Origin of the sequence: Halomonas sp., from assembly GCF_029263665.1 — a bacterium.
In the GTDB taxonomy this organism is placed as follows: Bacteria; Pseudomonadota; Gammaproteobacteria; order Pseudomonadales; family Halomonadaceae; genus Halomonas.
The window spans coordinates 95512-113917 of the sequence record NZ_JAJUFQ010000001.1 but is presented as its reverse complement, the minus strand read 5'-3'; the positions used below and the strand labels follow the sequence as shown (position 1 = coordinate 113917).

Annotated in this window: 14 protein-coding genes; 6 read left to right on the top strand and 8 right to left on the bottom strand. The window is 56.2% G+C overall.

Annotated features, from left to right (window positions below; all coding sequences use genetic code 11):
* Nucleotides 1-68: 68 nt before the first annotated feature.
* A complete protein-coding gene (locus tag Q1K07_RS00490) occupies nt 69-893 on the top strand; it encodes a helix-turn-helix transcriptional regulator (RefSeq protein ID WP_300306145.1) in 825 nt (274 codons plus the stop codon).
* Nucleotides 894-953: 60 nt separating this feature from the next.
* Here Q1K07_RS00490 and Q1K07_RS00485 read toward each other — a convergent pair whose 3' ends face one another.
* The gene (locus Q1K07_RS00485) at nt 954-1592 is read right to left on the bottom strand and encodes a LysE family translocator (RefSeq protein ID WP_300306142.1); all 639 of its coding nucleotides are present in this window, start codon (nt 1590-1592) and stop codon (nt 954-956) included.
* Nucleotides 1593-2311: 719 nt separating this feature from the next.
* Between Q1K07_RS00485 and Q1K07_RS00480 the strand changes: the two genes are divergently transcribed.
* Nucleotides 2312-3610: an autotransporter outer membrane beta-barrel domain-containing protein gene (locus tag Q1K07_RS00480; protein ID WP_300306140.1), complete on the top strand. Its 1299-nt coding sequence runs from the start codon at nt 2312-2314 to the stop codon at nt 3608-3610.
* Nucleotides 3611-3794: 184 nt separating this feature from the next.
* On the opposite strand, the gene Q1K07_RS00475 is transcribed toward Q1K07_RS00480, so the two are convergent.
* From Q1K07_RS00475 to Q1K07_RS00450, 6 genes are all read right to left on the bottom strand, one after another.
* A complete protein-coding gene (locus tag Q1K07_RS00475; protein ID WP_300306137.1) occupies nt 3795-4457 on the bottom strand; it encodes an HAD family phosphatase in 663 nt (220 codons plus the stop codon).
* Entirely contained in the window at nt 4454-5572 is a 1119-nt protein-coding gene (locus Q1K07_RS00470) for an ABC transporter ATP-binding protein (RefSeq protein WP_300306134.1), read from the bottom strand. Before Q1K07_RS00470 ends, Q1K07_RS00475 begins: the two co-directional genes overlap by 4 nt.
* Nucleotides 5569-6417, bottom strand: a complete 849-nt coding sequence (locus tag Q1K07_RS00465) for an ABC transporter permease (protein WP_300306131.1) — start codon at nt 6415-6417, stop codon at nt 5569-5571. The genes Q1K07_RS00470 and Q1K07_RS00465 overlap by 4 nt, the downstream gene beginning before the upstream one ends.
* Complete coding sequence (locus Q1K07_RS00460) at nt 6410-7285, bottom strand: ABC transporter permease subunit (RefSeq protein ID WP_300306128.1); 876 nt, start codon at nt 7283-7285, stop codon at nt 6410-6412. The genes Q1K07_RS00465 and Q1K07_RS00460 overlap by 8 nt, the downstream gene beginning before the upstream one ends.
* Nucleotides 7282-8106, bottom strand: coding sequence for an alkaline phosphatase family protein (locus Q1K07_RS00455; RefSeq protein WP_300306125.1), 825 nt, complete (start codon nt 8104-8106; stop codon nt 7282-7284). Before Q1K07_RS00455 ends, Q1K07_RS00460 begins: the two co-directional genes overlap by 4 nt.
* 109 nt (nt 8107-8215) lie before the next feature.
* Nucleotides 8216-9295 (bottom strand): extracellular solute-binding protein, encoded by a 1080-nt coding sequence (locus Q1K07_RS00450; protein ID WP_300306122.1) that lies wholly within the window; start codon nt 9293-9295, stop codon nt 8216-8218.
* Nucleotides 9296-9636: 341 nt separating this feature from the next.
* Between Q1K07_RS00450 and Q1K07_RS00445 the strand changes: the two genes are divergently transcribed.
* Nucleotides 9637-10386 carry a UTRA domain-containing protein gene (locus tag Q1K07_RS00445; protein ID WP_300306119.1) on the top strand — a complete coding sequence of 250 codons (750 nt, stop codon included), beginning with the start codon at nt 9637-9639 and terminating at the stop codon, nt 10384-10386.
* A gap of 130 nt (nt 10387-10516) precedes the next feature.
* Here the strand turns inward: Q1K07_RS00445 and Q1K07_RS00440 are convergent, their stop codons facing one another.
* Nucleotides 10517-10849: a hypothetical protein gene (locus Q1K07_RS00440; protein WP_300306116.1), complete on the bottom strand. Its 333-nt coding sequence runs from the start codon at nt 10847-10849 to the stop codon at nt 10517-10519.
* Between the two features lie 424 nt (nt 10850-11273).
* Here Q1K07_RS00440 and Q1K07_RS00435 point away from each other — a divergent pair, with 424 nt between their 5' ends.
* From Q1K07_RS00435 to Q1K07_RS00425, 3 genes are all read left to right on the top strand, one after another.
* Entirely contained in the window at nt 11274-14597 is a 3324-nt protein-coding gene (locus tag Q1K07_RS00435) for a type III effector HrpK domain-containing protein (RefSeq protein WP_300306113.1), read from the top strand.
* Between the two features lie 353 nt (nt 14598-14950).
* A complete protein-coding gene (locus Q1K07_RS00430) occupies nt 14951-15775 on the top strand; it encodes an alpha/beta hydrolase (RefSeq protein ID WP_300306110.1) in 825 nt (274 codons plus the stop codon).
* A gap of 253 nt (nt 15776-16028) precedes the next feature.
* Nucleotides 16029-18359, top strand: coding sequence for a copper-translocating P-type ATPase (locus Q1K07_RS00425; RefSeq protein WP_366945004.1), 2331 nt, complete (start codon nt 16029-16031; stop codon nt 18357-18359).
* Nucleotides 18360-18406: the final 47 nt, after the last annotated feature.

Here is an 18406-nt window from a genome sequence, read left to right as displayed (position 1 = left end):
AGTAAATGCCTGATAACAACAGCGAGCTGATGTCAGTCGGCATCATCGCGATGCTCAGGAGTACCCCAATGATGAAGAAAGACCAGGGGCGAAGCCTGGAGCGGACACGCAGTGAACTCACCGAGTTTCTGCTGCACCATCGTCACAAGCTGACGCCCGCCGATGTGGGGCTGCCCACTACGGGACGCAGGCGCACCCCAGGGCTGCGTCGTGAAGAGGTTGCTTCTCTCGCGGGGGTCGGACTGACCTGGTACACCTGGTTTGAGCAGGGCCGCGACATCAATGTCTCGGAAAGTTTTCTGCTCAGTGTTTCCCATGCGCTGAAGTTGGATGATGCAGAGTGCTGCCACCTCTTCCTGCTTGCGCATCGCCGTCCACCGCCAGTGGAGGCCTATCAATGGCAGTCCATTCCGGTACGGATTCAGGTATTGATGGACGATCTGCCACGGCCCGCCTATGTCATGAACCTGCGTTGGGATGTGATTGCCTGGAATGCAGCAGCGGAACGCCTGATCGGCTTTTCCGGGCGGGAACTGCACGAGAGAAACATGCTGCGCATGGTCTTTGCGGATCCTTCCTTGCGTCGGCGCCTGCCGGAATGGCATCGAGACGCCTGTCGCTTGCTGGCGCAGTTTCGTTGTGATCTTGCAGCGGCACCAGAAGACCCCGAGATGCAGGAGCTGATCGAAGAGTTGACTCGATTGTCCCCGGACATGCGCCGCTGGTGGCAGAAGGCCGAACTGGATGCCTACAGCTACGGTATCGGTGCTATTCAGGACAAGGATCCAGTCCAGGACAGTGATTCGATGCGCCAGGACTTTGACCATGAAACACTGATCGTGGATGAGCACCGCCATCTACGGATGGTGGTGTATTTTTCCAGCGCTCCTTAGATATCAGGATCCTGTGTCGACGATCGGCTGCTGCCAGATGACCAATACCGTTCGAGCCCCTCAGTTCGAGAATGCCAGCTTGACCCCGAGGAAACCGAACACGCCGGCAAAACTGCGCTTGATCCAGCGCATGACCAAGGGGCGCTGAATCACATAGTCCCGCGCGTAGGCGGCAAAGGCCCCGTACACCACAAAGACAACAAAGGTCATGGCCATGAAGACCAGGGCCAGACCGATCAGAGAAGCCGTTGGGTAAAGGGTGTCCGGCGAGACGAACTGGGGCAGAAAGGCGAGAAAGAACAACGACAGCTTCGGATTCAGAATATTGAGCAAAGTACCATTGGTAGCAACGCGTACGAGGCCTGCCTTGTCCTTGTTCCCTGTAATATCGTTTTCCGGAACATCGCTTTCCGGCACTTCCATCAGGCCCTTGTCGTGCAATATTTTCCAGGCCATGTAGAGCAGGTAGATCACACCAAGATACTTGATGAGCTGGAAGGCGAGGGCACTGGTGTGCAACAGGGCAGCCAGGCCAACGATGCTGGCCAGTGCCGCCGGAACAATCCCCAGGGTGCAGCCGAAAGCTGCAGCAATACTGGCTTTGAAGCCACGTCCCAGTCCAATGGCCAGGGTATAGAGAACTCCCGTTCCCGGTAACAGCACGACGACCAACGAGGTCAGCAGAAATTCAAGTGACATGGGGCTCCCGTTTTTATCTTTTGCTTCATGACTCACTGTAGGTCAATCCAGAGGGAATATTGTCTCGGAAGGCGTTATTGCCCTGTATGGAGTGGCAAATAGCCGAGGTAGGCCCGTCTCACCCTATGACGTTCTCGGTGGGGCACCATACAAGAGTGCCCGCTCACCATGGGATGATGGAGAAGAACCCTATTCGCTGATCTCTGCGCAAGGCAAGGTCACCATCGACGCGACTGATGCTCTCCTGAATGCTGAAGTGCATGAGAACACTCGCTCACAGCTCACCCTTCTGATGGCGACCATTATCCCAACGAGTTTGTTCCCTCGCCGTTCTTGTCCATCAACCGCTTGATAGGTGGCATTAATCCGCCTGATGCTGCCCCTTTGAGCTGTTGCCTTCAATGAGTGATCGAAGAGATTGGTGCCGTCTTAAATGAAATTTTAATGGAAACAAAACCTTAACCATTGGTGGTATAGACTTGCCCTACATGCAGGGTATTTTTTAAAAATGTATTTAATGTTAGGTTTTTAGAATGCTGACGTAGATGAAAGAAATCGAAGGGTTATCACTAGAGGTTTCTGTCAACTTTTGTCACATTCCCTTTCAATAAATCTAATGCTGGGAAGCTTCCGATAGAACAATATGTCCCATGTGGCAATGCGTAAATCAAATAAAAAAACTTACATAAGAGCCACGATATCTCAAAAAGGGGTTACAAATGGTTAAGGGGATCAGCGTTGCTGTAGGTACTGGTGCTTTGGTTGCATCAGGATTGGCCCAGGCCGAAATCGGGCTGAGTGCTGGTGATTTGGTTCAAGCTATTCAGTCGCCTTACGAGACTGAATTTTCTATTGATGGAAGTCAGGCTCACCTCGCTTTCTATTCAGCTGCCAGGGCTCGCCCTGTATCGTTCAGCTGGGATGGAGAGGTTCTCGACCTGCTGACATCGAATAGTTTTGTGACGATGATCAATGGGCGCCAGATGACGATTGTGCTTCCTGAAGCTGGAAGCCTGCTTGAGCTTGGCACGAATGCTCCCGTTACCATCATTGATGAGGACGGTAATGTCATCGTCAACAACCGTTCGCTGAATACACTGACGTATGATGAGTCTGCTGCTCTGGCAGGTGAGCTGGGGTTGCTTGATGTAGATCGCCTGCTTCGCAGTGCGCAAGTGCAGGCTATGGGACAGGTATTCAGCCCTGTCACGAACCAGATAGATCTAGCGATGTACCCGTCCTATAGAGGGAACTATAGTCGCAAAAATGGCGTCAATATCTGGACATCTGTCCAGGGTGGTAACATCGAAGGCAATGCCGTCAGCTCTGACTACGATGGTGACAGCAAGAGTGCCATTCTTGGTGTCGACTACAAGCATGACAACCTTCTCGTAGGTATCGCTGCCGGCAACCAGGAGCTGGACCTGGAAAGCGATTATGATGGTCGTTTCGACTTCGGCGGTGAGCTGGTGGCACCATATGGTGCGGTATCCTTTTTTGATGACGCTCTGGTATTCGATGCCGTACTGCTCTACCAGAATATAGAAGGCTCCCAGCGCAATTCTTATCTGCTGGAACCCATCGATCTTGATGGTGAGCGTTGGGGCGGCCAAGCGTCCGGTACACTGTATCTGCCACAGTACAAATCCTTCAGGGCGGGGCTCACGGTAGGCGGCTCCTATCTGAATGATGAGGTGGATGGCCGCTATCTCGACAGCAAGACCGATGACTTTGGCCTCGAAATCGGCGAAGCCTTCGGTGGCCTCAAGTTCGGCTGGGATCTCGACGATGGCCGTGTGTATGGCAACCTCATCTATCACCGCGACATTTCCGATAAGTTCGATGATGACATCGACTATCTCGACAATGGTGACGAGGATGGCTGGACGGTGTTGGAGATCGGAGCCGCTCATCAGCTCGGCCGTAACATGGACTTCAATATCGGTGGAAGAACCACGCTCGGTAGCGATGACGTCGAATACCGTTCTCTCTATGCCAGCCTGAACTATCGATTCTGATTCATGGATTCTGCGCTATAGATTCTGGTCCGTTGAAAGCCCCGAGAGCGCAAGCCGCATCATTGCTTGCGACACTTGAAGTGTGTTCGAGAAATCACTTGAAGGGGGTTCGGGGAATCAAAGCTGCCGATATTGGCATACGCCAGTATCGGCAGCGTCACATGATGACAGTCAGATAGCGCTATCAGCGCCAGTCAGGCATTTCCCAACGCCGTGCCTGTGCAATGCTGGCCAGGGTGGGGTCAGGGTGGATGGCGTAAGCGTGGTCCACTGCCTCGAGCAGGGGAATATCGTTGCGTGAATCCGAGTAACCCCAGGTGCTGTGCGGAGTCTGGCCGTTCAACCAGGATTCGAGCGCCATCAGCTTGCCCTCGCGGAAGGTGCGGATACCTGTCGCGCGGCCAGTATAGCGGGGAGGATTGGCGCTATGGTCGACTTCCAGTGCTGTAGCCAGGGCGCCATCCAGGTCGAGCCGCTGGGCCAGCGGTGCCACCAGGTGAGCGGTGGAGGCAGAGATGATCAGAATCTGGTGGCCCTGATCGCGGTGCCATGCCAAGCGCTCCAACCCTCCAGGAAATAGCCTCGGTATCACCTCGTTGCTGAGGAAGGCATCGACCTGTGCGCTTACGTCGTGCACGGCACGTCCTTCCAGCGGCCTGAGCAGCAGGTTCAGGTGCTCTTCCATGTCCAGTTCACCGGCGGCATAAGCCCGCATGTGCTCAGCGAATGAGGCCCGGTAGACATGGGCGTCCTCAATCCAGCCGAGGTTGATCAGCCAGTCGCTCCATAGTTGGGTGATATCCCCGTTGAGCAAGGTGTCATCGAGGTCGAACAAGGCTAGATTCATTCGCTGAGCTCCTGCACTTCATCCAGGTCGGCATACATGTTCACCTGCGTACCCTCGACAAGCAGGGTGCGGGTGCTGCGGTTCAGGGTATCGATATTGAGGGTGAGAGTACTACCGACGATTTCGTAACGCACGATATTGCCCAGCAGGCGATGGCGACGCACGACACCGCTCAGGGCCGGCCCCACACGAGGAGGAAGGTCGCCTCCAAAGGGGCGTCCATCGAGGCTGAGATAGAGCGCTTCCGGACGCAGTGCCACCCGTGCTGATTGCGGGCGAAAACCCAGCAGAGGCTCGGCCTCCACGGCATCCAGCAGATTATAGTGTCCCATGAAGCCGGCAGCAGCACTGCCCGAAGGTCGGGTGTAGAGGGTTTCTGCTCTGTCCTGTTGCAGGATGCGGCCTTGGTGCATCAAGAAGACCCGGTCGGACATCAGCATGGCTTCTTCCTGATCGTGGGTAACGAACAGGGTGGTCAAGCCAAGCGATTTCTGGATATCGCGGATCTGGTCGCGCAGGTGACGACGAATGCGGGCATCCAATGCCGAAAGGGGCTCATCCATCAGCAGCACCCTGGGCTCAACCACCAGTGCTCTGGCCAGGGCAACTCGCTGACGCTGTCCACCGGACAACTGGTGCGGAAACTTGTGCGCCTGATCGCTCAACTCGACCAGACGCAGGACTGTGTCGACCCGGCGTTCGCGCTCGTTCCTGGACACCTTCTGCATGCGCAGGCCGAAACCGATGTTGTCCACCACTCGCATGTTGGGGAACAGGGCATAGTGCTGGAAGACCATGCCGATGCCACGTTGCTGAGGTGGAAGCTCGGTGATGTCATCCTGGCCGACATGGATGCTGCCCTGGTCCAGGGGCGTAAGTCCGGCGATGGCGCGCAGTAGGGTGGATTTGCCACAGCCGGAAGGTCCGAGCAGGGTGATGAATTCGCCGTGGCCGATATCGGCATCGATATCGTCGAATACCGAAGTGGTGCCGAAACGCTTGGCCAGCCCTGCAAGGCGCAGGGCGTTGTCACCAGCCATGTTCGGTTGATGCTGAACCCGTTCAACTGCGGGTTGTGTGGTCGCTGTGATCGAGGCGGTCACGGTGTGGCTCATCGGGCAGCCTCCTTGACGGTGTGCTCGGCCTGGCGAGTGCCCAGCCAGGTCAGGATGAGGGTCATGACGAACAGCGTGATCACCAAGGCACTGGTGAAGTGGCCACTGGCCCCACGCATATTGTTGAGATAGACCTGCAAGGTTTCGAAGCGAGTGCCTACCAGCATGTTGGCAAACACGAATTCACCGACGAGGAAGGAAAACGACAGGAAAATGGCGATCTGCACGCCTGCGCGGATATTCGGCAGGATCACCAGGAAGAAGGCCTTGATGGGACCTGCACCGAGCAACTGTGCGGCTTCCATCAGTTCGCTGACGTCCACGGCGCGCAGGCTGTTCGTCATGGTGCGATACATGAAGGGCAGAGCAATGGTGAAGTAGGTGAAGATCAGGATCCAGGGCGTGCCCACCAGCGGTATGGGGCCCCCGGCATAGAGTTGCAGCAGGCCAACGGAAGAGACCACGGGAGGGACGGCAAAGGGCATCAGGGTCAGCGTGTTCATCCAGTGCTCCAGGCGCGGGTAGCGGGTCTGGGCCAGCATTGCCACAGGCAGGATCAGCACCAGTGACAGTACCAGGGCCCCTATGGTGACGAGCAGTGAACGACCTGCGGCAGCAAGGAAGCGTGGTGTGGTCCAGAGCTCGATGAACCAGGATAGGGTCAGTCCATCCGGCATCAGAGTGGCTCCCCAGCGGCTGGCCAGGGCGTAACCCAAGGTAGCCAGCAGGGGCAAGGCGAGGCTGGTGAACACTGCAACCAGCACCACACCATAGAGGTTCAACGTCGGCAGGCTGGACAACCTGCGCGACTGAGCGGGCAAGGGCACGGGGGCTGGGTTAGCCATGCGTCTCCCTCCGCGGCAGCGCGGCGCGCTGGATCAAGGTGACACCCACCATCAGCGCCACCAGTATCAAGGCCAGGGCACTGGCCAGTTCCGGGCGGAGAAACAGGTCGCCCGAGACCAGATTGGCGATACGAATGGTCATCAGGTTGTAGCTGGTATTCACCAGGGCATAGACGGTGGCATAGGCACCCATGGCATTGGCCATCAGCACGGTGAGAGTGCTGGCCATGGCGGGCCACAACACAGGCAACCCGATATGACGCCAATAGGCTACCCGGCCTGCGCCGAGCAGGCTGGCAGCATCGCGCCATTCCAGCTTGAGCCCGGAGAAAGCAGGAAACAGCAGCAGGATGCCCAAGGGAACCTGGAACCAGGTGTAGATCACGATCAAGCCGCCGGTAGAGTAGAGCTGGATGCCCTCGAGAACGCCCAGACGTTGCAGGGTCAGGGTCAGAACACCATTGGCGCCCATCAGGATAATGAAGGCGAAAGCCAGAGGAACGCCGGCGAAGTTGGACGTCATGTTGGTGAACGAAATCAGCAGGCGGCGCAGGCGAGTATCCGCATGCATCATGGCCTGGCAGGCCAGGGTGGCGATCAGCAGCCCCAGCACGCTGGATACCAGGGATATTACCAGGCTGCGCCAGATGGCCTGGCGAAAGAAGGGCGAGGCGGCGATTTCGCGGAAATTCCCCAGCCCCCAACTATCGTTCACATGGAAAGCACTCACGGCGACCCAGAGCATGGGCGCGACCTGGAATGCGAAGAACACCAGAGCGAAGGGCAGTAACCACAGCCAGGCAGGGAAGCGGGCGCCCTTCGTGTTTGTTCTGTTTGCATCGATGCCGTTCATTCTCGCCCTGTTCACGATGCTGCTCCGTGGTTGGCAATGAGCTCGGAGTGCCAGGGTTTGGTGTGGTCGAGCCCCATCAGCGTGGCCAGGGTGCCGCACAGGTGTGTCTGGTGTATTTCCAGGTCGCCCGGGGCAGCAAAGGCGCCACCAAGCAGCCACAGTGGTACCCGACGCTCTTCCTCGAGCATCCCTGAGTGGGAGCGGTCGGCGTTCATGCCGTGGTCGGCAGTGACCATCACTTGATAGCCCTCGGCCAACCAACCGGGCAGATAATCGGCGAGGGCAATGTCGGCATGGCGTGCGGCGTTGCGGTACTGAGGAGAATCACCCCCATGGCGATGGCCGGCATCGTCGATATTCATGCTGTGCACGAACAGGAAATCCGGATCATGGCGGCGACGCAAGGCTTCGGCATCGCTGAATAGATGATCGTCAGGATAGTGGTCCTGCCAGTAGAAGATACCGGCCTGAATGGCTTGGCTGGGGTCATCGAGAAAGCGATGGGACGTGCGATCAAAGGGGGCTGCGACGTAGAGCTCGCTGACCCAGTGATAGGCAGCGGCAGCGGTGCGTTTCCCTTGGGCAACGGCCAGGTCGAACAGGCTCTGGCCGTAGGAGCGGCGAACGATACCATTGTGCACTACGCCGGAATCCACAGGGCGGTTGCCGGTGAGCAGGCACTCGTAAAGGGGCCGGGACATGGCTGGTAATTCACAGTCCAGATAAGTGACATGGCCGCGGCCGGCCTGGACCAGGGCGCTGAGATGGCCCATGGCGTGATGCCCGACGGCATGGTTGAGGCCGTCCAGCACCACCAGAATCACGCGATGTGACATGCTGACTCCTGGGCCGCCCTGGGGGCGGCCTCATGCGGCAGTGAAGAGAGAGAATCCATGGTCTTGATCGGTTCTGTTGTACTGTTCCTCATGAACCGGTTCGCATCGATCAGCGCTGGTTCACCAGCACCATGGATTGCCATAGCATGGGCAGTTCCTTGGCACTCTGTTCCCAGGCAGCGAAGTCCTCGATCGGGCGAGCATTACGGTATTGCTCATTGGGCAGCAGCTTGGCCGCGATCTCTTGCGGAAGCGTCAGATGCTCGGCTCGAATCGGGCGGGCATAGCCTTCGGCCAGGTTGAGTTGCCCTTCATCGGACAGGATGTATTCCCGTGCCAGCTTGGCCGCGTTGGGATGCTTGGCGTGAGCATTGATGATAGTGGCGTAACCGGAGATGACGGAGGCATCGGAAGGAATGAGTACCTCGAAGGCATCCGGGTCTATCTGGTCACGATAATTGAGGGCGTTGAAATCCCACATCAATGCCACTTCCACTTCTCCCTTTTCCAGGTTGGCGATGCTGGGGTTGGCCAGAGACAGGCGCCCCTGTTTGGCCAGATCGGCAAAAAGCTCCATACCCGGGGCGAGGTCGCTCTCGTCGCCGCCATTGGCATAGGCTGCAGCCAGCACCGCGCTGTTGGCCTGGGCGGCTTGCCCCACCGCGCCTATCGATACCGAGTAGTCGCCATTGTGCAGGTCAGCAAATGATGTTGGACGTTGGTCTTCCGGTACCAAGGTGGTGTTGATCATCAAGGCAATGGTGCCGGTATAGCCAAGCATCCAGTGGCCGTCTTCATCCTTGGCCCAGTCGGGAATTTCATCCCAGGTGCTGGGTTTGAAAGGTTGAGTGACACCCTGCTGCACAGCGATAGGCCCGAAGGCCTGACCCACATCGCCGATGTCGGCGGTGGCGTTATCGCCTTCTGCCTTGAACTTGGCAATTTCCTCGGCAGAACTCATGTCGGTGTCGCTGTGTTCAACACCATACTGTTCGTTGAGGTCAGCCCAGGTATCTTTCCAATTGGCCCAGCTATCAGGCATGCCGACGCTATCGACACGGCCTTCCTGCTTGGCAGCATCGACCAGTTCAGAGAGATCGACATTGGCCTGGGCAATGCAACTCAGGCCTAGGGTGGATGCAGCCACCAAGGTAGCGGTAGTACGCTTGAAGTGGAGCGGAATACGCATGGCTAGGGCCTCCGGGAGAATGGGGCAAGAGCGGGAAACATGACGTGGCGCTGGACGATGGGGTGAGTCATCTGGTCTAGATCAGCTGCCGACCCTGTGCACCTTAGAAGACCTGCGTGACAATCTGGTGTCAGCCGCATGGCAATTGCGCTGCGTCTCGATAACATCTATCGGCGAATGCCTGTTTGCTTGATGACTGCCGTTATAAGTGCCGGCATTTCCAGGTTGTCATCCTGCTGTCATTCGAGAGTCGATAAACTGAGTGGGAGTAGATAATTGAGCTTTCTGGTATAGACCAGACAAGTTGTCATATACCGTCGTGCTGGATTCAGAGCCCTGATTTGAACAGATCTTCTTCCGTTACCAAGACACCCAGCCCCCGCGTGAATCGCTTGCTGGCACTGTTGCTGCCTCTGGTCGAGTCCGCTGCCCAGAGAAGTGACCGTCGCCTGCCCGCCGAGCGCGAGATGATGGCGCACCTGGCGACCACGCGAATTACCCTACGCGAGGCGCTCATCCAACTGGAAGCCCAAGGGCGCATCTATCGTGAGAATCGGCGTGGCTGGTTTGTCTCGCCGCCGCGCCTGCGTTACGACCTGCTGGCCTGCCTGCCATTTCATGAAATGGTGAGATCGCAGCAACGGCGGGCAGAAACCCTGTTGCTCACGGCGGAAGAAGTCGAGGCACCGGCCGATGTCGCCCGGCGTCTGGGGTTGTCACAGGGGGAGCGTATCTATCGCATCATCCGCACACGCCTGGTGGATGGGCGGAGAGTGCTCTATGTCGAGCACCATCTACGACCGGATTGCTTTCCTGGCATCCTGAACTTCGATCTGGCCAAGGAATCATTGACGGAACTCTACAGTCGCCATTATGGGATACGTGTCGGCCGGGTCAGCTATGAGCTGGCGACCACTGTGTTGTCCGAACAGGCGGCCAGCGCCCTCAATACGGTGAGAGGAAGCCCGGTGCAACGCGTCACCCGAGTCAACCATGACCAGAACGGCCGCGCCATCGATTGTGATGACGAGTATTGGCGGCATGATGCGATTGACCTGACACTTACCGCGGCGCCGCAGTTATCATTCTAGAGTGCAGGCATTGGTGGCCGATGACGGAAAAGAAGGGCTGATATCGATATTGCGGCCAAGAGCCGGGATCTGGAGAAATGATGATGAGCCAAGACCCCGGACTAGAGAAGTGTCGGGTGGAATCGTCAAATTACTTGATGGCTGTCAGGTGCACGCCATCCACCACCATATGCCAAGTCCCCGCGACCTCGTGGGGCGGTTCGCTGACATCGAAAGTCGTGGAAAATGGGCCAATGCCGACCACGAAATCGTCTCCCTGAAACTCTTTGAGGGGGCCCTCTATTGACGTGGTGCCGCCATTCTTCAAGCGCTCATAAGATACGGACCCGTCCGCCAGGATCAGTAGTCTCATCTCGCTGCTTTGCCAGTCGCCTGCATAGTTCATCCTGTCTGCGGGCAAAGGTTTGCTGCAAGCCGTCAACAACAGGCAGAGCAGTAGCAATATTCCGATTTTCTTCAGCATGATCAATTCCCTATGTTTCCGCATATGCAATCCTTTGTATGTTGCAAGACATCGTGTGTTGCAATCTATCGCGTGTAGCAATCCCTCGTATGTTGCCCGGTTATTATTGATTGACTCTTCTTGCCTGATCCAGAGAGGAGGCAGGTGAGATCGGTGGTAAATAGATCCAGGACATAATTCACCGCATTGTCATGACGCCTTCATGTAAGGCGTTTCTAATACGCTTTGGGAGTCGTAACTCCTGCCTGATTGTCTTTTTGAGTTCGTATGGTGCTGTGCGCTGAGAACTCACGTCTGAGTCGCGGAAAACAGAAAGCGACGTCTCCTGCGATTTCGGCCGTTTCAGTTATGCCATTTCTGAACTGGGCGTTATGCGTCCTCAAGCCTGTGTTTTACATCAAGTCCCCGGGGGAAGGATCAAGCCATGTCTGTCAAAGCGGTCAGTGGCAGTGATGCCACTTCATCGGAGAATTCCGAGAGCGTCAGTGCGTGGGAAGAGGCCGTCAATGAGGCCAAGCAAGCCGGTATTCAATGGGAGTTGCCGGACAACGACAAGCGCTCGGCCCAGGATGTCATTGACGACTCTCCACTGCTGAAGAATCTCGGCAATCAGAGTGGCGTCAAGGACATGTTGGAAGAGCGGGTCGGTGATATCGATCAGGATGCCGATGCGGCTTACCGGGCGGCCCAGGTACTCGAGCATGTCGAGAAGTTCGACGAGGAAGGCAATCGGCTGGCCAGCAATGATATCGGCAATGAGCGCATAGACGGCTTCACCAGCAGTGGCGAGGCCAGGCACGGCACGGAGGCTGGGCGCCTTCAGGACTTCGGTAAGTACGGCTTCTCCAATCTCCAGGGGGAACTTAATCATATCGAGACGGTGGGAGAAGACGACCAAGCGCGTGAAGAAGCCGAAGCGCTGGGGATTCAATGGGAGCGCCCGGCTGGCGATGATCGTTCAGCCGAGGACATCATCGATGACAACCCGCTGTTGAAGGATCTGGGTAACCAGAGCGGGGTCAAGGACATGCTGAAAGAGCGGGTGGGTGATTTCGAAGAGGATGCTGACGCCGCGTACCGAGCAGCGCAGGTCCTGGAGCATATCGAAGCCTTCGACGAGGATGGCAATCGGCTGGCAAGCAATGATGTCGACAATGGCCGCATCGATGGCTTCACCAGCAGCGATGAAGCCAGACATGGTACAGAAGCCGGGCGGCTTCAGGACTTCGGCAAGTATGGTTTCTCCTCGCTCAAGGGGGAGCTTGTCTCTCCCGATACGGTTGGCGACAACAAGGCGCTCCGTGAGCAGGCCGAGAGCGTTGGTATCAAGTGGGAACTGCCGGACGATGACAATCGTTCTGCCCAGGACATCATCGACGACTCTCCGCTGCTGAAGAACCTGGGTAACCAAAGCGGGGTCAAGGACATGCTGAAGGAGCGGGTCGGTGATTTCGAACATGATGCCGATGCTGCCTACCGGGCGAGCCAGGTACTTGACCGCATCACCATGTACGACGAGGAAGGCAACTCCTTGTCGGGTGATGACGTTGCCAACAGCAGCATCGATGGCTTCACCAGCAGTGATGAGGCCAGGCATGGTACGGAGGCAGGACGCCTTCAGGACTTCGGAAAGTATGGTTTCGAGGCCCTCCAGGACGCGAAGCCGACGGACGAGATCGGTAGCTACCAGGATTTCCTGGATGCCAACCCAGACGCCGACGATGTCTCGAAGACACTGGCCAAGTACACCGCCATCATCGAGGAGAATTACGACGCTATCAGAGGGAAGACCGAATCAGGCAAATATCTGACGGCGGAAGCGCTTCAGCAGTATCGAGACGAGAATCCGCAGATCAGCGATGATTTCAAGGAAGCACTGGATTTCTGGTCACAGCCGGGGGCATTCGACCTCCTCGAAACCTCGAAATCTCCGCTGCGCCAGAAAACCGATGGTGATCTCAGCAAGAATGACCTGACCAGTTGGCTCGGGACGCACGCGCCGAAGGATGCTGGCTCGGCGATCACCTTCCTGACGGAAGTGATCAACGCCAATGCGGTGGGAGACATAGATACCGACAAACTGAGCGGAGACTTGTTCGAGAATCCGCAAGATTACTCTGCCGAAGAGAAGGCCGCTGCTCTCCAGGACCTTTTGACCGCGCAGAAGCTGATCACCGAAGGCGCCGCGGCAGGCATGTGGAAGGACGACTATTCCAAGGTCAGCATTGCCAACAGCGTGCGCGGCCATCCGGACCCCGAGAAACTGCTTCAGGACGTCAATGATCATATCGCGATCCTGCAGAATGACACCGAGGTCATGGAGTACCTGGAGGAAAGCAGCGCCAGTCAGATAAGCCAACTGTTTGAAGACAACAAGGCGCTGGGCGAAGCCCTGGAGACAACCTACAACGAGGACATCAAGTCCGGTGAAGCGCTGGACCTCCTGTGGGACAGCAAAATGAAGGATGGCAAGACCGACCAGCAGGCGGTGCTTGCCGAATTCTTTGGATCGGCGCAAATGTTCCAGAGTGCGCTGGGCATCGATGATATCGGGGAAATCCAGGACGCGGTCAAGGACTCCAAGCACAATGAAGAGCTGGAAACGTTCTACGAAGAGTCACTGGCTTCCGGAGAGCGGTTCAAGGAATTGCTCAAGGACAACTCGTTCGAGGAGGCCACGAGTGCATTCAGCGCGGAGGTATCTTTATACAATGCCGCGCTTGACCCTGATTTTACCGAGAAATTTGATACTGAGCTGAATGATAACTTCTCTGCAATCGTTCAGGAAAATGCCTTTCAGGATGCTTCATTCGATGATCTGAAGGAGGTGTTCGGCGTCGATGGTGGTGATGAGCTGGATGAGGAAAAGGTCAGGGACATCATCGATCAGGTCAAGGAGGAGAACCCCGAGTTCTTCACCAATCCAGACGGAACTGTCGCGACGTCCGATCAGATTGTGGCAGGTATCCGAGGCGACTGGGATCTGCTGCGCCAAGGTACAAAATCGCTCAGTGAACTTGCACTCCTCAACCCTGGCTCCGGGGCGAAAGCGGCTGCTGATGCTGGTGTTCTGCATGGTGTCAGTGGCCTGTTCCTGGCCGGTGTCACGATTGCCAAGGGCGTCAACGGTGCTGGCAATCTGACCGACCGCCAGATCGTTGATATCACGACCGGCTCAGTCATGACTGCGACGCTCATGACCGAAGGTGGCATGAAGAATCTTCAGAGTTATTTCAAAGGCATCAAGGGCCTGGAGATAGATGACCTGGTTGAAACGATATCGTCAGGCCTGAAGAAATTTGAGAATGCGGCCAAGGGGCTTGGTGGCATTGCTGGAGTAGCGGCTGGTGCCTATGCCATCTTCGATGGCGTCGAGTCGATTCGCAAGGGCGACAAGGTAGGGGGCGGCATCAGCATCACGGCAGGCTCTCTGGGGGCCATGGCGGGGTTGGCCTCTGCGGTGGAAGGAGGGCTGGGCATGTTCGCTCCTTCGCTGTTGCAGAGGATTCCCCTGGGAGCGATCGCGGGGGGGCTCGGAATGCTCGCGGCTGGTGCCGCTGCTGTCGCGTTACTGATTCCGGGGCTGATTGAAGAAGGCAAGCAACAGGCAAAAGCCGACGATTTCGGAGAAGTATTGAGTGAATACTTGACGAAGTATGGCGTTGATGGCGTCAAGGATGGCGACTACTGGGATATCCCCGATGAAGACTGGCCGGGTTATGACGACGGGCCAACGATAGGATCTTGATCAGAGAATATCGTTCTGATGCCGGTGTCTGCCGAGACACCGGCACATGACCGTTTAGAGACCTGACAGAACCCATGCGTGAGAACTTTGGTTTCACGGTTCCTTACGAGCTGCGCGGATAATGTTCAGCATGAGGCTGATAGAAATTCTGAGGGAAATGATGTTACAAAAAATAAAAAATAAAAATTCATCAGGGCTACATAGAACAACATTGTCAGCACCCTGAAACAAAATACACATATAAGCACTACATTTTTCTGCGTATAACCTGATATGTGATGGCGTGGGAATTTCCATCACCGCCTACCCGCTCCTTGACCTCACATAGAAGATTATTCGCAGGAGAACGAACAATGAAATCAGATATCGATCTCGTGGAAGTGAATGGCTACACTATCTATGTGGAGAAGTATTTTAAAGAAGAAAATAAAAAGACTGCGATAATGGTGAATGGCGCACTTTCAACAACAACATCATTCAGGAATTGCGTTAAACATCTTGGGAATTCATTGAATTTTATACTATTCGATCTTCCTTTCACGGGAGGATCAAAGAAACACAACAAAGGAAGCTACATTCTTACCAAGGAAGAAGAGGTCAGCATTCTGCTATTTCTTATCGAGCATTATCGCCCGCACTTTCTTGTATCTGTTTCCTGGGGAGGGTATGCAGCCTTGATGGCGCTGGCGCACCAGCCTCCCTCAATAGAAAAAGCCGCAATAGGCTCATTTTCTACTCACCTGAATGATCCAATGAGAGAATACCTGTTGCGCGCAAAATATCTTGCAGTCGACAAGAAATTCGAGGATCTGGCTGTTCTGATGAATAACGAAGTAGGGAAATACTTGCCCAAGGTTATTAAATATATCAATAAAAAGCATCTATCGACACTAGATGAAAGAGAATATGAACAAGCATGTTTTCACATCAACCAGGTTCTTGAAATAGGAAATTCAGATTATAGTGATACTTTGGAGAAAATCACTACCCCAATTGTTTTCATTAATGGTGAAAAAGACGAGCATACTCCACCAAGTTCTGCGCGGAAGCTGGAAAACAGTATTCCAAAATGTGAATTCAAGGTAATAAAAGAAGCAGGACATTTTCTGGATATAGAAAATCGAGTGGCACACAATAACCTCATGACAACATTGAGAGAGGTTTTTGCAATAGCTTGAGGTAGATCGCTTGAAGTAAATCGCCTGAAGTAACCAAATGAGGTAAAAGCGCCTGACGATGGCACCACCGGTGCCATCGGTACCTGTATGGCAGAATGCACTGCAGGCATAGAAACAGGAACATGCACAGAAACAGAAACAGGAGAGAGAACGGATAGGTTGTTCAGCCTGGTTTCAGGTTCTTGGCCATACTTGGAACAGCAGGGAAGGTAAACGGTGAAATCGAGCTGGCGACAGCGAGAGAGGCGGTTCCATGACGCAACATCATCATATGCATAGTCAGAATCACAAGATGGCAGCGTCTCAGTACACATGCCCGATGCATCCCGAGGTTATCTCGGACAAGCCGGGCGACTGTCCTGAATGTGGTATGCACCTTGTTCCCATGGGAGATGCTGATTCTCCGCAGCATGAGCCCCCTGCTTCTGGCGCTAAGTACGACAAGGTTCCGGCCGGACATGTCGGTGCTGTCTATACCTGTCCCATGCACCCTGAGGTACGGCAGACCACTGCGGGGGCCTGCCCATTGTGCGGCATGGGGCTGGAACTGGAATCCACAACAGCCGGTGACGAGGGACCCAATCCCGAACTGGTTGACTTCACCCGGCGTCTTTGGGTCGCCGCGGTGCTCACGGTGCCACTGCTGATACTGACGATGTCCCCCTTGCTAGGCATCATGGCGATTCGCGATTTCTTCGGTGAACGCAATGCGATGTGGATCGAACTGGTGCTGAGCACGCCGGTTATCCTGTGGTCCGGCTGGCCATTTTTCGAGCGTGCCTGGCATTCCTTCCGTACCTGGAATCTCAACATGTTCAGCCTGATTGGCATGGGGGTTGGGGCCGCCTATCTGTTCTCCATTGTCGCGTTGCTGGTACCAGGCATCTTTCCCGAAGGGTTCCGCCGCGAAGATGGCAGCGTCGGGGTGTATTTCGAGGCAGCAGCGGTGATCGTGACTCTGGTGTTGCTGGGGCAGGTGATGGAACTGCGCGCGCGGGAAGGTACCGGTCAGGCGATTCGGGCACTACTCGACATGGCCGCCAAGACGGCCCGCTTGATTCGGCCTGATGGCAGGGAAGAGGAGGTAGCGCTGGAAAACGTGCAGGTGGGTGATCATCTGCGAGTACGGCCTGGCGACAAGATTCCAGTGGATGGTGTGGTCATCGAGGGGCGCTCCTCGATCGACGAATCGATGATCTCAGGCGAGCCCGTGCCGGTGGAAAAAGTGGCAGGCGACAAGGTCACCGGAGCCACGATCAACGGTACGGGGAGTCTGATCATGGAGGCGACCCACATTGGCGCCGATACCATGCTCAGCCAGATCGTCGAGATGGTGGCGAATGCCCAACGCTCGCGTGCACCGATCCAAAAGTTTGCCGACAAGGTGGCTGGCAAGTTCGTTCCTGCGGTCATCGGTATCGCGGTGTTGTCCTTCATTGCCTGGGCGATCTGGGGGCCGACACCGGCGCTATCCTACGCGCTGGTATCAGCGGTAGCCGTGCTGATCATTGCTTGCCCCTGTGCCCTGGGGCTCGCCACTCCGTTGTCGATCATGACGGCCACCGGACGCGGTGCACAATTGGGCGTTCTGATCAAGAATGCCGAGGCGCTGGAGCGCTTTTCCAAGGTCGACACGCTGATGTTCGACAAGACGGGCACACTGACGGAAGGCAAGCCGAAGCTGGTGGCCGTCCTGTCGGAGAATGGGCATGACGAAGCCGAGGTGCTGCGCCTGGCAGCCAGTCTGGAAAAAGGCTCGGAGCACCCGCTGGCCGAGGCCATTGTCAACGGCGCCGAGGAACGTGGCGTAGACCTTGCCGATGCCTCGGACTTCGAGGCCGTGACCGGCAAAGGTGTCAAAGGTATTGTGGATGGCAGGGCCGTCGCGCTGGGTAATGCCAAGCTGCTGGAGGAACTGGGCATTGCCGGAGGCCATGTCTCCGAGACGGCGAACGCACGTCGTGATGAGGGTGAAACGGTGATGTTCGTGGTCCTCGATGGCCAGGTAGCCGGCCTGGTCAGTGTGGCCGATCCGGTCAAGGCCACCACGCCTGATGCCCTGAAGGCGCTGCACCAGCTGGGATTTCGCATCATCATGGCCACCGGTGATAACGAGCGTACAGCCAAGGCCGTGGCAGGGCGACTGGGCATCGACGAGATTCGCGCCGATGTATTGCCTGAGGACAAGGCCCGTATCATCCAGGAGCTGCAGGCCGAGGGTCGCAAGGTGGCCATGGCGGGCGATGGGGTGAACGATGCCCCTGCACTGGCCCAGGCCGATGTCGGCATTGCCATGGGCACGGGCGCCGATGTGGCCATCGAAAGCGCTGGCGTCACCCTGGTCAAGGGCGATCTCGATGGTGTCGTTCGCGCCCGTAAGCTGGCACTGGCCACCATGCGCAACATCAAGCAGAACCTGTTCTTCGCACTGATCTACAATGGTGCTGGCGTACCGATTGCTGCAGGGGTTCTCTACCCCTTCCTCGGTATCCTGATCGGGCCGATGTTTGCCGCTTTCGCCATGAGTGCGTCTTCGCTGTCGGTGGTCTTGAATGCACTACGTCTGCGCCGGACGAGAATCTGATGGGGACTACACAGGAGAGGAAGATTCACGTAAGGGCCTCACTGATG